The organism is Anaerosporobacter sp., assembly GCF_031551385.1.
In the GTDB taxonomy this organism is placed as follows: domain Bacteria; phylum Bacillota; class Clostridia; order Lachnospirales; family Lachnospiraceae; genus Anaerosporobacter.
On sequence record NZ_JAVBNS010000024.1, the window covers coordinates 1 to 14,837 of the forward strand.

The following is a 14,837-nucleotide window of genomic DNA, read 5'->3' on the forward strand; positions in this document are numbered from 1 at the left end:
AGTAAAATCAAGCAAAAAAAATACTGCTACAGTAGTAATTAACAAAAGTTCTGAAAAAGTAAGTGGATATCAAATTGCATATTCTACAAATAAAGATTTTAAATCAATTAAGAAAGTAACAACTACAAAGACAAGTTATACATTAAAGTCACTTTCAAAAGGAACTTATTATGTAAAAGTTAGACCATTTACAAAGGTATCTGGAAAGACTGTATATGGAAAATATTCGAAAGCAGTAAAGGTAAATCTAAAATAATGAAAATTGAAATTTGTAAGAAGAATTTCATCAGAAACGGATGTCTAGCGGTAGCTGGCATCTTGTTTCTGTTGTTTCTCTATAATCTAAATCAAATTGAAAAAGAATCTTTCTATGATACAGAAGGAAGAAACTTTGTGAAAGCTAAAGTAGTAGAAATTATTGAAGATAATGAAACAGAAGGTGGGAACTATATTGGTAGTCAAACCGTTATGATTTCTATCTTATCAGGTGAATTTAAAGGGGAATTGCTTGAAGCAAATAGTTCCAGTAGTTTCCTGTATGGTACACATTGTGAAGTGGGGAAAAAGGTAATAGCTATTGTAAGTGAATCAAATGGTACATTTGTTGCTTCAATTTATAGTGTGGATCGTGCAGCTATGATTTATCTTATCATTGGTATCTTTATGTTGACAATTATCTTAATAGGTGGAAAGAAAGGATTGGCATCGGTTGTAGGATTGGGATTTACGATTATCTGTATCCTATTCTTATTCTTGCCACTTATCTATCGTGGAGTATCTCCAATATTGGCGGCTGTGGTTGTAACATTGATAACGACGTGTGTTACGATGTATTTGATTGGTGGTTGGTCGGTTAAAACATTTGCATCAACAACGGGTACGGTAATTGGAGTAATTATTGCAGGAGTGTGTGCAATTTTATTCAGTAAGATGACGCAAATAACAGGATATAATGTAAGTGATATAGAGGATTTGATCTATGTTGGAGAGAAGACTTCAATACAAATAGGGCAGCTTATGTTTGCAGGAATATTAATAGCAGCACTTGGAGCTGTCATGGATGTCGCTATGTCGATAGCTTCTACAATTTTAGAAATCAATGAGAAGAATCAAACATTAACTAGAAAAGAGTTATTTCGTTCAGGGATGAATGTTGGTAAAGATATGATGGGAACGATGTCAAATACGTTAATACTCGCATTTACTGGTGGTTCTATTAATACGTTAGTATTTATCTATGCATATAATTATCAATATAATCAAGTTATGAATCTTCATTCGATAGGAATCGAAATTATTCAAGGAATTGCTTCGAGTATGGGAGTTATCTTGACCGTTCCTTGTGTATCGTTAATTACGTGTATGTTAGTGAAGAGAAAAGAAATGCATAGGGAAGTTCAAAAATAATATTTTAATGAAAAAGACAATCCTCATTTTTCTATGAAGATTGTCTTTTGACATGTGTGGATATTTGTATTCTCTATCTAGTAGTAGTTTGTCCAGAGAATTTTTGTTTTGCTTGATTGATTTTTTCTTGTTCAGCGGCTGGTGTAGGGTAAAGGCCACGTTCATGCATGATATTGAATACTTGATATTGAATATCATGTTCTTCATTTAAGATGTTCATGTATGTGTCTCTAAGGTCTTTGTGAACACATTCATTTGCAAATAGATTGTAGTTTGCAGTTTCTTCTTTTTGGGCGCAAAGTGCATCATGAAGCATCTCTTTATCGCCGAAACAACTTGATTGAATCATATAGACACCTCCTTATTGAAGTTTGGAATAGATAGAATTAAAATGGTTTTGATGTTTTTGGGAAATACTTGAGAATGTATCTTTTAATTCTTGGTCAGTTGTAGATTCCGCTAACATTTGAAATTTCTTAACTAATTGCTCTTCACCATTTAGCAAATCATTCATAGAAGATAATTCTTTTTCTGTTAAATTAGCCATGATAATACCTCCTTATTTAATTTACACATTTATTATGTCTCGTTATTAAAAAATAATGCGCATTAAAAAATGGAAATACATGAAAATTAAGGAATACATGTTGCCTAACATTGCGAAACGAATGGGATTATTATATAATTTATTTGATTTATAAAAATCAAACAGGGAAAATGATTATGCTTTGATAGAGAGGCTTTGCAAGTTATTATTTAATAGAAGAGTAAGGAGGAGTATAGAATGACTTCAATATTATTAGCAGTAATATACATTGCATTTATAAGTTTGGGATTGCCAGATTCGATATTAGGTTCTGCATGGCCATCAATGTATGGAGAACTCAATGTAGCTGTGTCGTATGCAGGTATTATTAGTATGATTATAGCTGGTGGTACAATTGTATCAAGTCTTTTTAGCGATAAGTTAATACGCAGACTAGGAACAGGTGTAGTAACAACGATAAGTGTTGCAATGACAGCAATTGCTTTGATGGGATTCGCATATTCGGATTCATTTTGGCAATTATGTTTGTGGGGAATTCCCTATGGATTAGGTGCAGGGAGCGTTGATGCAGCACTCAATAATTTTGTTGCATTACATTATAAGTCACGTCATATGAGCTGGCTTCATTGTTTTTGGGGAATAGGAGCAACGGCAGGGCCATTTATTATGGGACTTTGCTTAACGAATGGTTTGCGATGGAATGTCGGATACCAATCAATTGGAATTATTCAAATTGTACTAGTTATTGGACTTATATTTACATTACCGTTATGGAAAACAAAGCAAGTAGAGAAAGAGGAAGAGACGCAAGTTGCGAAGAGCATTGGGTTAACGCAAGCAATTAAGCTACCAGGAGCAAAATCTATTTTAGTAGCGTTTTTATGCTACTGCGCCGTTGAGTCAACAGCAGGATTGTGGGCAAGTAGTTATATGGTACTATATAAAGGAATAAATGTTGAGACGGCTGCGAAATGGGCATCTCTATTCTACTTAGGTATTACCATGGGAAGATTTGCGTGTGGTTTTATAACGGATAGATTAGGCGATAAAAGAATGGTTCGTTTGGGTCAACTTCTTGCCACAATTGGTATTGTTGTTATGTTGTTACCACTTGGTAATATAGTAACGCTTATTGGATTGATTCTATTAGGACTAGGTTGTGCACCCATCTATCCAAGTTTACTACATGCAACACCAGATAATTTTGGTGCAGATAAATCACAATCAATTATGGGGATGCAGATGGCATGTGCTTATGTAGGAAGTACATTGATGCCTCCGATTTTTGGACTGCTAGCAGATAAGGTTACGATTCAGCTATATCCGTTCTATCTTATGGTTTTTGTCTTATTAATGGTAGTTATGGTTGAGCGAATGAATAGGGTTCATAAAGAATAGAATAAAGTCGAACATTTTCATAAAAGGTCGAATATAATAGAAGTAATTATATATTGATGTGGATATGAAAATGGATAGGGATATAATTGATTTTAAACAAATAAGAAAAGATTTAAATCATGATCGATATGAATATATTGGTTCAGGATCATCAAGAAGTGTTTATGATTTAGAGAATGGTTATGTAGTAAAGGCTGCTTTGAACTACGGTGGACTTAGCCAAAATCGGCTTGAGCATAAGATTTATATGCAGGAACAAGCGCCTTTATTTGCGCCAATACTTACGATATCGGAAGATGCTATGTTTCTAATTATGAAAAAAGGCGAAAGATTATCGGATCTCAATCAAGTATTAGAGTATTATCAAGTGAGTACGATGCAGCAGTTAATACGTGAAGATTATTTTATCAAAATAAGAGAAACATACAGATTAGCCAGTGGGGATTTACGCAGAAAATCTAGTTGGGGAATGATTGATGAAGTTCCAGTATTAGTTGATTATGGCTATACTGGTAGTAGAAAATGTCGCAGATAAGACGATAAAGGGAGAGATACAATGTCAAAGGTAGTGAGAAGAGGATATCAAAAAGAAGATGTTCGTGAATTTCAAGGAGTGGAAAAGACAAAGTTAGAAAAAGCTGCATATGAATTATATTTCTTATTAAATCAAGGTTATCCGATAAAACAGGCAACTACATTTATCGGGAATCACTATATGTTTTCGGAGAGACAGCGGTTAGCATTGGCACGAACTGTCTCTTCTAATGATGATTGCTCTAGCAGATGGCAAAAACAAATAAAAGAGTTTTCTGAGGTAGAAACAGTGCATATTGATGGTTTTAATGTAATTATTACATTAGAGGTTGCGTTATCTGGTTCACCTGTTTTTAAGTCATTAGATGGAACAATACGAGATTTGGCAGGGCTTCGCGGGAATTATCGTATTATAGATAAAACAGAAAAGGCAATTCATCTGATTTATCAATGGCTTGTCTCAAAGGGAATTAAAGAGGCAATCTTTTACTTGGATTCACCAGTATCGAATTCAGGGAGACTTGCTGGTTTACTTAAAGAAATGGCAGAAGGGTACGAGCTACAAGTACAGACAGTTGTTATACCAGAAGTAGATGTAACATTAGAAACGAAAGCAAATGTAATTACGACGGATGCGATTATTATTAATAAATGTATTAGCTGGTTGAATATGAATACGGAAATAGTGAAGCAGATAGAGAATGTGTGGGAAGTTTTGCTTTGTGAAGAGATACAATATCGTGAGCTAGATAAAGGAATAGCAAACATGCAAGGCTATAATTGTATTATGGTATATAACCAAAAGAAAGATAATTTACTATTTTGCAAACGAAAGAAAGATCCGTATCTAGGACTCTATAATTTTGTCGGTGGAAAAATAGAAGAAAATGAAGAGGGCATATTAGCGGCATATCGAGAGTTAGAGGAAGAAACAGGGATCAAGCAAGACAAAATCGAGCTTAATCATATGATGGACTTTGTCTATTATAATCAAGATTGCTATGTTGAGGTGTATGTAGGATTTTTAAAAGAGGAAGTGGAATTAAGAGAAGAAGCAAATCCTCTTGAATGGCTTGATTTTAACCATGATTTTTTTGATTGCAACGTGTTTGCTGGTGAAGGCAATATTGGACACATGGTGGAACAGGTAAAGCAGTTTGGTTGTCTGTCACAGAGTATGGTAATGTAATCTTTACCTCGCTTTTCGTGTATCTAAGATTGTTTCGCATGTATGAAAGCATGGACGAGGGTACACTGACGAAGACAAAAGAAATCCTCACAATAGCAAGCCATTTCCACCAAAAACAAAATAATATTAGGTATCTAAAACTACCCCCGATTTCCATACTTGATTCTGCATAAAAGAATCGGAAATCGGGGGTAGTTTTTATACAATTGCGTGTATTGTGGAACAAAATGCCAGACCTTATAATGAGAGCCAATAGAACACATACAGAACGTTCTATCAACAAATTACAAGTAGAATAAATACTTAGAAGATGGAGGTAAGTGCTATGAGACAGTTGGCTATCTATGGAAAAGGTGGAATTGGAAAATCAACAACAACACAAAACTTAACGGCAGGACTTGCAGAGATGGGAAAACAAATTATGATTGTAGGTTGTGACCCGAAAGCAGATTCAACCAGACTTGTATTAGGAGGACTCGCACAGAGAACCGTACTTGATACACTTCGTGAAGAGGGTGATGATATTGATCTTGACCAAATCATGAAAACAGGCTATGGAAATATTCGTGGTGTGGAATCAGGTGGACCAGAACCAGGTGTTGGTTGTGCAGGGCGTGGTATTATCACATCAATAAACTTGCTCGAACAACTTGGTGCTTACACCGATGATTTGGATTATGTATTTTATGATGTTCTTGGTGATGTTGTATGTGGTGGTTTCGCAATGCCAATCAGAGAAGGAAAGGCACAGGAAATCTATATCGTATGTTCCGGTGAGATGATGGCATTATATGCCGCAAACAATATTTCAAAAGGTATTGTAAAATATGCAGCAACAGGAGGCGTTCGTCTTGGTGGTTTAATCTGTAACTCAAGAAAAGTAGATGGGGAAGAGGAACTTGTAATGGCAGTTGCAGAGAAGATTGGAACGCAGATGATACATTTTGTACCTCGTGATAATGCTGTTCAAAAGGCAGAGATTAATAAGAAAACCGTTATTGATTATAGTCCGGAAGAACCACAAGCAGATGAGTATAGACAACTTGCAAGAAAAGTGGACGAAAATCAGATGCTTGTTGTTCCAAAACCAATGAAGATTGATGAGTTAGAGGCAATTCTTATGGAGCATGGAATGTTAGATTAATGGAATCTTGAAGCATTATGTGAACGATAGAAAGGAGAACGACTATGTACTTAGTGAGATCAATTATTAGACCAGAAAAGGTAAACGAGGTTTTGTCGGAATTATTATCGGCAGGATTTCCAGCAGTAACAAAGATGGATGTATTCGGACGTGGTAAGCAAAAGGGTATCCGAATAGGAGATGTTACTTATGATGAAATTCCAAAAGAAATGCTATTAATGGTAGTTAAGGATGAGGACAAAGATGATGCAATTCGAATTATCATGAAGTATGCAAGAACAGGCGAAAATGGTAATTTTGGTGATGGTAGAATATTTGTCAGTCCTGTAGAAGAGGCTTATACAATCAGTACGAAAACAAAAGATTTATAGGGGGTGCTGCGATGAAAGAAGTCTTAATTATAGTTAGGCAGGATAAAGTTAGTAAAACAAAAGTAGCACTGACAGAGGCAGGAATTCTTGGCTTCACATGTAGAAAGGTTATGGGAAGAGGAAAGAAATTATTCTCACCAGAGCTATATTCTGTATTAGAGGCAGGAGAAATGCCAGCGAACTCAATAGGAGAATGCTTTACGGAAGGAAGTCGTCTGATTCCAAAGCGACTCTTTGTAATAATGGCACAGGATGAAGATGTAGAAAAAATCGTAACAGCAGTTATGGAGGTAAACAGTACGGGAACTCCGGGTGACGGAAAAATCTTTGTCATGCCAATTATGGGAGCATATCGTATCAGAGATGGAAAGCAACAGGAAGGTTCGGATTCATACTAGAAGGGAGGGATAGCATGGTAGCACATGGTAACGAATTAAGAGAAAAAGTTCTTGAAAAATATAGTGCAAAAGTATATAGAAACAGAAAGCAACATATTCTGTCAATTGATCCAGAAGCAAGCAATGAAATCCTTGCAAATGTTCGTACAATCCCCGGTGTCATAACGCAAAGAGGTTGTTGCTTTGCAGGATGTAAGGGTGTAGTTCTTGGCCCAATGAGTGATAATGCAATTATTGTCCATGGCCCAATCGGTTGTTCCTTCTATACATGGGGAACGAGAAGACATAAGCAGGTAGAGACGGATCGGCATGATGAACATGCAGACTGCTATGTAGAATACTGTTTTTCTACGGATATGCAAGAGCCGAATATCGTATTTGGTGGAGAAAAGAAGTTAAAGAAAGCAATTGAAGAATGTATGAAGATCTATAATCCTAAGATGATAAGTATCTGCTCCACCTGTCCTGTTGGTTTGATCGGTGACGATATTCACGCTATCGCAAAGTGGGCAAGAGAAGAGTATCCCGGTTTAATGTGTGTTGCATTTTCTTGTGAAGGTTATAAGGGCGTTACGCAATCGGCAGGGCATCATATCGCATCAAACCAGATTATCCGCTATATTGTTGGTACAGGTGACCACAAACCGGAGAAGAAATTCTCTATAAATCTATTAGGTGAGTATAACATCGGTGGTGATGGCTGGGAGATTGAAAGAATACTAAATCGTTGCGGAATAGAAGTTGTGAGTGCTATGACAGGAACGAGTTGTTATCGTGATATGAAGAATGCACATTTGGCTAATTTGAATCTAGTGCAGTGTCATCGATCGATTAACTACGTTGCAGATATGATGAAGGAACGATATGGAATAGACTGGATAAAAGTTAATTTCATCGGTGTAGATGCAACAAAGAAATCATTACGGGCAATTGGAGCATATTTTAATGACACAGAACTTAGCGTCAGAATCGAAGAGATCATCGCAGAGGAAGAGACTGCCATTGCAGATGAGATGGAATACTACCATAGCAAGCTAAAAGGAAAGACAGCCGCAATCTATGTTGGAGGTTCTCGTTCCCATCATTATCAATTATTGTTACAAGACCTTGGAATGACAACGGTGTTAGCTGGTTATGAGTTTGCCCACCGAGATGATTATGAGGGAAGAAGTGTACTGCCTGATATTAAGCCAGATGCCGATTCCAAGAACATTGAAACGTTGACAATGGAACCAGATGAGACGTTGTATAATCCAAATCGAATTACGCCAGAACACAGAGCGAAGCTAGAGGCAGATCCAGATGTGGAATTAAATGATTATGAAGGTATGTTTGCAGGAATGGAAAAAGGTTCGATTATTGCGGATGATTTAAATCATTTTGAAACGGAAGAATTCATGAAGGCACTGAAACCAGATGTATTTTTCTCTGGTATTAAAGATAAGTTTGTAGTTCAAAAAGCGGGTATGTTATCAAGACAGATCCATTCCTATGATTATCAAGGGCCTTATACTTGTTTTCAAGGTGCAGCCAGATTTGGGCATGACCTTGTTATGGGATTATATGTACCAGCATGGAGCTATATTAAAGCACCATGGAAGAATCAAGCCACACTCGTAGGTAAATTAGGAGGTGAGGAATAATGCTTAAATATACACCAAAAGAAGTTGTAGATCGAGAGGCACTTGTTATTAACCCTTGTAAAACTTGTCAGCCAGTAGGTGCGTTGTATGCTGCCCTCGGTGTTCATGGGTGCCTTCCACATAGTCATGGTTCACAAGGCTGTGTGGCATTTCATAGAATGTACCTCACAAGACATTTTAAAGATCCGATTCAAGCATCATCCAGTTCCTTTACAGAAGGTGCGTCAGTTTTTGGTGGTGGTTCGAATTTAAAGACCGCTGTAAAGAATATATTTGATTTATATAATCCAGAAATTGTTGCAGTACATACGACGTGTCTTTCAGAGACAATTGGTGATGACTTGACTTCCTTATTAATCGATATTACACCAACACTACCAGAAGGAAAGTATATTGTTCACGCGAATACACCAAGTTATTTTGGTTCTCATATTAACGGATTCTTTAACATGGTAAATGGATTTGTGAAATATCTTAGTGTATCAACAGGTACTTCAAATGGAAAATTAGCGTTGTTTCCAGGCTGGTTAAATCCAGGCGATTACCGTGAGTTAAAGAAAATCATGAATCAAATGAACGTACCATACATTATGTTACCTGATACAGATGGAGCAGTTGATACGCCAACAACAGGCGAATACGTAATGTATGAGAAGGGTGGAACAACGATTGAAGAGATTAAATCGTTAGGCGATTGTCCAAAATCACTTGGAATTGGTATGACGGTATCATCACCAAGCGTTGATGCCCTTGATAAAAAATGCAAAGTAAAAGGAACGACAATACCGTATCCAATCGGTATTGAAGCAACGGATGCGTTTGTACTAAAACTACAAGAATTTTCTGCCGAGGAAGTACCAGTGAGCCTTGAAGTGCAAAGGGGACACCTTGTGGATATGATGATTGATACGCATCAATATACCTATGAAAAGAAAGTTGCAATCTATGGTGACCCTGACTTTGTTATTGGAATGATGTCTATCTGCTTGGAACTTGGAATGATTCCAAAGTATTGTATTACAGGTACGCCAAGCCCTACGTTTGAAGAGGAAGGAAAGCATCTTCTTGAGAAATACGGTGTTAAAGAAGATTGTAAAGTGCAGGCAGCCAACCAGTTAAAGACAACAACCGACCTATTCCTTCTTCATCAATGGATTAAGAACGAACCAGTTGATATATTAATTGGTGGAACGCATGGAAAACATATTGCAAGAGCAGAGGATATTCCTCTTGTAAGAGCTGGATTTGATGTAATTGACCGTTATTGCCATTCCTACTTCCCGATTGTTGGATATGAGGGAGCAATGCGAATGGTAGAGAAGATTACAAATGCTCTTATGGATTATCAAGACAGCCATTGTGAAGAGAAAGATGTCGAGATGGTAATGTAGGCAATCATACTATATTGGACATAGTTTAAAATAGTTAACCCCCAATGCTATAAATGTAGTTAGTCGTTAAATCAAATCTTATAGAAAGAATATAGTTCTTGATACTTAAATTAAACAAGAAAAGAGCAAGAATATTCCCTAACATATTCTTGCTGTCAAAGGGCGATGATGTCACACACCTCAAGAAAACGACGGTCATCGCCCTTTATAAAAAAGGAGTAGTGCGAATGAAAATAGAGGAAACATATATAGAAGCATTAAAAGGGCAAAAGTTTCTCTTATTAGAAGATATGGAGGAGTTTGTTAAGAAAACATTAGGTGCATATGATGCCTATGCCGAAAGAGGCACGGTTTATGCTGTGATGAAAAGAGGCGATAAAGAGGAGATTGAAATTGCGTATTCTTTTTATGATAAAAACTATCATTTAGAGGTATAAGCACTACAACGAAGAAATGCATGTTTATCCAAAAAAATTAATAGTTATTACGAATATAGGAATATGAAATAGGCATCATAGAAATTATCAATGGCTTAATCAAGAAAAAAAGATTGACGAAAGTGGTAAAGATGGAATATTATAACATAAATTCATAGCGAGGGGAAAAGACAACACCGTCTTTTTACCCTCGCTTTCTGCATTTTTTATTTAGTGCGAGTAACTGTATTCAATAAAACAATGTGTGCTATATTCATAGTTCCCAATTTAGAAAGGAGCACGTTTGCCTATGAGAAATAATCAAGAGGTTAACATTTTAGAAGAAAGAAAGCAGTTTATCTTGTTTAAAGATAATGTCGGCTGTAGTGGGAATGGGATTAAGTGTGATTCTGACTCGGTTTCGGGGGCGGTTAGCCAACGGGCTTGTGTGTATTGTGGGGCTAGGGTTGTTCTGAATCCGATAACGGATGCGTATCATATTGTTCATGGCCCGATTGGCTGTTCTAGTTATACATGGGATATTCGAGGAAGTCTTTCTAGTGGAAGTGATGTTTACCGAAATAGCTTTTGTACGGACCTTCGAGAAACAGATATTATATTCGGGGGAGAGAAAAGGCTAACGGCTGCAATTGAAGAGCTGGCTACAAAACAAATGGCAAAACTGATATTCGTATACGCAACTTGTATTGTAGGGGTGATTGGTGATGATGTTGAGGCGGTATGTAGGGAGATGTCTAAAAAGTATGGGATTCGTGTGATTCCTGTTAAATCTCCTGGATTTTCAGGCAATAAGTCAACAGGATACAAGATGGCTTGTAATGCTATTATGGAATTGATTTCTCCATATCGCAGTGAGAACAAGATAGAAGGTGTGAATATTTTAGGTGATTTTAATCTTGCGGGTGAGATGTGGATTATTAAGAATTATCTAAAGAAAATCGGAGTAAAAGTTGTCTCGACATTCACGGGGGATGCCAGTTATAAGAATATGATAGAAGCACCGAAAGCGACGTTAAATATTGTTCAATGTGCAGGTTCTTCGGTTTATCTGGCAAATCAGATGGAGGAGCAGTTTGGAATTCCTTTTATAAAAGTCAGTTTCTTCGGCGTTGAAGATACGTCAAGTTCCCTTGTTCGAATTGCTGAGGCATTGAAAAATGAGAGTGCAAAGAGAAAAGCAATTGCTTTTTGTGAAGAGGAGTCGAAGAAATTAGAAGGTTTTCTTGATACGTATCGCATGAATCTGCAAGGAAAAAAAGCAGCGATATACGTTGGGGGAGGTTTTAAGGCAATCTCACTTATTCGCCAATTTGCTTTCATGGGAATGGAAACCGTTGTAGTTGGTACACAAACAGGAAAGCAGGACGATTATGAAATGATTGAACTGTTGGTGGGAGAAGATGCGGTTATTCTTGATGATGCAAATCCAGCGGAGTTGGAGACATTTATGAAGGAAAAGGGAGCGGATATCTTAGTGGGAGGAGTAAAGGAACGACCACTTGCCTATAAACTTGGTGTTGCGTTCTGTGACCATAATCATGAAAGAAAACACGCACTTGCTGGATTTGAAGGAGTATATAACTTTACGAAGGAAATCAATCAAAGTATAAACAATCCAGTTTGGCAATATATAAATGATGCAAAATACAGAGAGCTTGGAGAGGAGGAATTTTATGAAGACAAAAGTACAACCGCTAGTTAATCTGAATGTGAATCCTTGTAAGATGTGTATGCCGATGGGGGCAATGACAGCATTTTGCGGTATTAAAAAATGTGTGTCGATACTGCATGGTTCACAAGGATGCAGCACGTACATAAGACGTCATATGGCAACACATTATAATGAACCAATTGACATTGCATCATCCTCTCTTACAGAGCAGGGGACGGTATACGGTGGAGAATCAAATCTGAAAAAGGGCTTAACAAATCTGATAGATCTGTATCATCCGCAAGTTGTGGGGGTAGCGACAACGTGTTTGGCAGAAACTATTGGTGAGGATACGAGCCGAATGATTCAGACGTATTATGAGGAAAATCCAGATAAACGAGAAGTAACCATTGTTCCTGTGCATTCGGCTGGATATGCAGGAACACAATTTGAAGGATATTTTGCTGCATTAGCGGCTATTGTATCAGAGATAGAGATGAATTCCAAACCGCATAACAAGATAAATGTAATTGCATCATATATGAGCCCTGCGGATATGCGAACGCTGAAAGAACTCTGTAAGGAATTTGGTTTAGAGATTATTCTTCTACCTGATTTTTCTGAAAACCTCGATGGTGTATTCAAGGAAAATTATAATCGGCTTCCAGAGGGTGGAACAGATATTGCCGATATCAAACGAATGGCAGGAGCAAGAGCGACAATCGAGATTAGTAATATGGATATAGAGAATTCTCCGGGGAAGATTCTGAAGGAGAAATACGGAGTTCCTTATATCAGAGTAAATGTGCCAGTGGGATTACGGGACAATGATGCATTTCTCAAAGTATTAAGTAAGATTAGCGGGAAAAAGATTTCCAAACGATTGAAACAGCAGAGAGGACGATATCTCGATGCTATGATTGATAGTCACAAATACAATGCAGAAGGCAGAGCAGTAGTGTTTGGAGAACCTGACTTTATCATATCCATGATTCGAATCTGTGAAGAGAATGGAATTATGCCAGTTATTACGGCAACGGGTTCGGTATTTCCGCATCTGGATGATTATGTGAAACTATCGATTGAAGAGATTGCAAAACGATATTTTGAAGAGGACTATAAGATTATAGATGATGTGGATTTTAAGGACATTGAAACGGCAGCAGAACAATATGACTGTAATCTGATGATTGGAAATTCAGACGGAAGAAGAATAGAAGAACATCTGCAAATCGCATTAGTAAGAAGAAGTTTTCCAATTCATGACCGCATTGGAGGACAAAGACTGAAAACGATTGGATATGAAGGTTCGCTCACCTTGCTTGATGAGATAACAAATGCGATTTTATCAAGAAAAGAAAGTACGTTTCGAGAAGTGGTTTATAAGGCATATTATCGTGATGAGAAATCGAAAGATTTGTCTCGTATAGATGATGAGATGAATATAGGAGAAAAAGAGAACGCAGACTTACATAAAAACAATTTATCCCTTCTGACAGAGGAAGAAAAAAGGCAGCAGGAAATCCAGAAAAAAACAGAGACACATCCTTGTTACAACTGTGCGGGTCATAAATATGCCAGAATGCATCTTCCGGTAGCGCCAAGATGTAACGTGCAATGCAACTATTGTGTACGAAAGTTTGACTGTCCGAATGAAAGCAGACCAGGTGTTACAACGAAAGTACTTACGCCAGAGGAGGCGTTTAATAAGTACAAACAAGTGAAGGAAAAAGTAGAGAATCTAACTGTCGTTGGTATTGCAGGACCGGGAGATGCCCTTGCGAATTTTGATGAGACAAAGAGGACTATGGAATTAATTAAAGAGTATGACTCAGATGTTACATTTTGTCTATCCACGAATGGATTACTGTTGCCTACGTATGCAGAGGATATTATTAAACTAGGCGTTTCTCATGTAACCGTAACAATTAATGCAGTTGACCCTAAGATTGCAGGGAAGATCTATAAGCATATTAACTTCATGGGAACTCGGTATGAGGGAGAAAGTGCAGGAGCAATTCTGTTATCCAATCAATTGAGCGGACTGCGAATCCTTGTTGCACATGGGGTGATCTGTAAAGTAAATATTGTTTCGTTGAAAGGGATTAATGATACACACATTCCGAAAATTGTGGAGACAATGAAAGAAATCGGCTGCTATATTACAAACATAATGCCAATGATTCCAGTAAAGGGAAGTGCATTTGAGAATATGACTTCATTGACAAACAAGGAAATCGAAAAGTTACGAGCAGATTGTGGATTAATATTGAAACAGATGACACATTGCAAGCAATGCAGAGCAGATGCGATTGGAACGCTTGACAATGATTTGAGTTTAGAATTTCGAGGATATCAAGCAAAAACGAAAGAGGAGACAGAGCAAGTGTATCGTTTTGCCGTTGCCAGTAAACATGGTATGCACATTGATGAACATTTTGGACATGTTACAGAGTGGTATATCTATGAATATAAGAAGGGAGAGGTTTCTTATATCGAGAAACGTAAGGTTGGTCAGTATTGTGAAGGGAGTGATGTTTGCGACGAAAAAGAGGATAAGATTGCGGCAATCATACAGACAATTGAGGACTGCCAAGCAGTAATTGCCATGCGAATTGGCGAATCACCAAGAAAGCAACTTGAAGAAAAACAAATCAAAGTGATTGTAACCTATGATCGAATTGAAGATGCTGTCAGTAAGGCAGCACAGACTTTATAAGGAGGGTA

The 14,837-nt window shown here is 37.3% G+C and carries 14 protein-coding genes and 1 pseudogene; 13 read left to right on the forward strand and 2 right to left on the reverse strand.

Annotation, left to right across the window (positions count from 1 at the left end):
* Both RMR19_RS03360 and RMR19_RS03365 read left to right on the forward strand, forming a co-directional pair.
* Nucleotides 1-256: pseudogene (locus RMR19_RS03360) on the forward strand (purple acid phosphatase family protein); the annotation flags it as partial.
* The gene (locus RMR19_RS03365) at nt 256-1,407 is read left to right on the forward strand and encodes a YibE/F family protein (RefSeq protein WP_310602082.1); all 1,152 of its coding nucleotides are present in this window, start codon (nt 256-258) and stop codon (nt 1,405-1,407) included. The pseudogene RMR19_RS03360 and the gene RMR19_RS03365, both read left to right, overlap by 1 nt.
* A gap of 73 nt (nt 1,408-1,480) precedes the next feature.
* On the opposite strand, the gene RMR19_RS03370 is transcribed toward RMR19_RS03365, so the two are convergent.
* Both RMR19_RS03370 and RMR19_RS03375 read right to left on the reverse strand, forming a co-directional pair.
* Entirely contained in the window at nt 1,481-1,756 is a 276-nt protein-coding gene (locus tag RMR19_RS03370; protein ID WP_310602083.1) for a spore coat protein, read from the reverse strand.
* Between the two features lie 12 nt (nt 1,757-1,768).
* Nucleotides 1,769-1,954, reverse strand: coding sequence for a hypothetical protein (locus RMR19_RS03375; protein ID WP_310602084.1), 186 nt, complete (start codon nt 1,952-1,954; stop codon nt 1,769-1,771).
* A 237-nt stretch (nt 1,955-2,191) separates the two neighbouring features.
* On the opposite strand from RMR19_RS03375, the gene RMR19_RS03380 reads away from it, so the two are divergent.
* The 11 genes from RMR19_RS03380 to nifB all read left to right on the forward strand — a co-directional run bounded on the left by RMR19_RS03380 (nt 2,192) and on the right by nifB (nt 14,829).
* Nucleotides 2,192-3,352: an MFS transporter gene (locus RMR19_RS03380; protein ID WP_310602085.1), complete on the forward strand. Its 1,161-nt coding sequence runs from the start codon at nt 2,192-2,194 to the stop codon at nt 3,350-3,352.
* A gap of 70 nt (nt 3,353-3,422) precedes the next feature.
* Nucleotides 3,423-3,887: a hypothetical protein gene (locus RMR19_RS03385; RefSeq protein WP_310602086.1), complete on the forward strand. Its 465-nt coding sequence runs from the start codon at nt 3,423-3,425 to the stop codon at nt 3,885-3,887.
* A gap of 21 nt (nt 3,888-3,908) precedes the next feature.
* Nucleotides 3,909-5,075 carry a DUF434 domain-containing protein gene (locus tag RMR19_RS03390; protein WP_310602087.1) on the forward strand — a complete coding sequence of 389 codons (1,167 nt, stop codon included), beginning with the start codon at nt 3,909-3,911 and terminating at the stop codon, nt 5,073-5,075.
* Nucleotides 5,076-5,400: 325 nt separating this feature from the next.
* Nucleotides 5,401-6,219 (forward strand): nitrogenase iron protein, encoded by an 819-nt coding sequence (gene nifH / locus RMR19_RS03395; protein ID WP_310602088.1) that lies wholly within the window; start codon nt 5,401-5,403, stop codon nt 6,217-6,219.
* A 44-nt stretch (nt 6,220-6,263) separates the two neighbouring features.
* Nucleotides 6,264-6,590, forward strand: coding sequence for a P-II family nitrogen regulator (locus tag RMR19_RS03400; protein WP_310602089.1), 327 nt, complete (start codon nt 6,264-6,266; stop codon nt 6,588-6,590).
* An 11-nt stretch (nt 6,591-6,601) separates the two neighbouring features.
* Nucleotides 6,602-6,988 (forward strand): P-II family nitrogen regulator, encoded by a 387-nt coding sequence (locus RMR19_RS03405; protein ID WP_310602090.1) that lies wholly within the window; start codon nt 6,602-6,604, stop codon nt 6,986-6,988.
* 14 nt (nt 6,989-7,002) lie between these two features.
* A complete protein-coding gene (locus tag RMR19_RS03410) occupies nt 7,003-8,631 on the forward strand; it encodes a nitrogenase component I subunit alpha (protein WP_310602091.1) in 1,629 nt (542 codons plus the stop codon).
* Nucleotides 8,631-10,022 carry a nitrogenase component 1 gene (locus RMR19_RS03415; protein ID WP_310602092.1) on the forward strand — a complete coding sequence of 464 codons (1,392 nt, stop codon included), beginning with the start codon at nt 8,631-8,633 and terminating at the stop codon, nt 10,020-10,022. Before RMR19_RS03410 ends, RMR19_RS03415 begins: the two co-directional genes overlap by 1 nt.
* Nucleotides 10,023-10,249: 227 nt before the next feature.
* Complete coding sequence (locus RMR19_RS03420) at nt 10,250-10,459, forward strand: hypothetical protein (protein ID WP_310602093.1); 210 nt, start codon at nt 10,250-10,252, stop codon at nt 10,457-10,459.
* Between the two features lie 289 nt (nt 10,460-10,748).
* On the forward strand, nt 10,749-12,161 hold the full coding sequence (nifE, locus tag RMR19_RS03425; RefSeq protein ID WP_310602094.1) for a nitrogenase iron-molybdenum cofactor biosynthesis protein NifE: 1,413 nt from the start codon (nt 10,749-10,751) through the stop codon (nt 12,159-12,161).
* The gene (nifB, locus tag RMR19_RS03430; protein WP_310602095.1) at nt 12,133-14,829 is read left to right on the forward strand and encodes a nitrogenase cofactor biosynthesis protein NifB; all 2,697 of its coding nucleotides are present in this window, start codon (nt 12,133-12,135) and stop codon (nt 14,827-14,829) included. The genes nifE and nifB overlap by 29 nt, the downstream gene beginning before the upstream one ends.
* Nucleotides 14,830-14,837 lie beyond the last annotated feature (8 nt).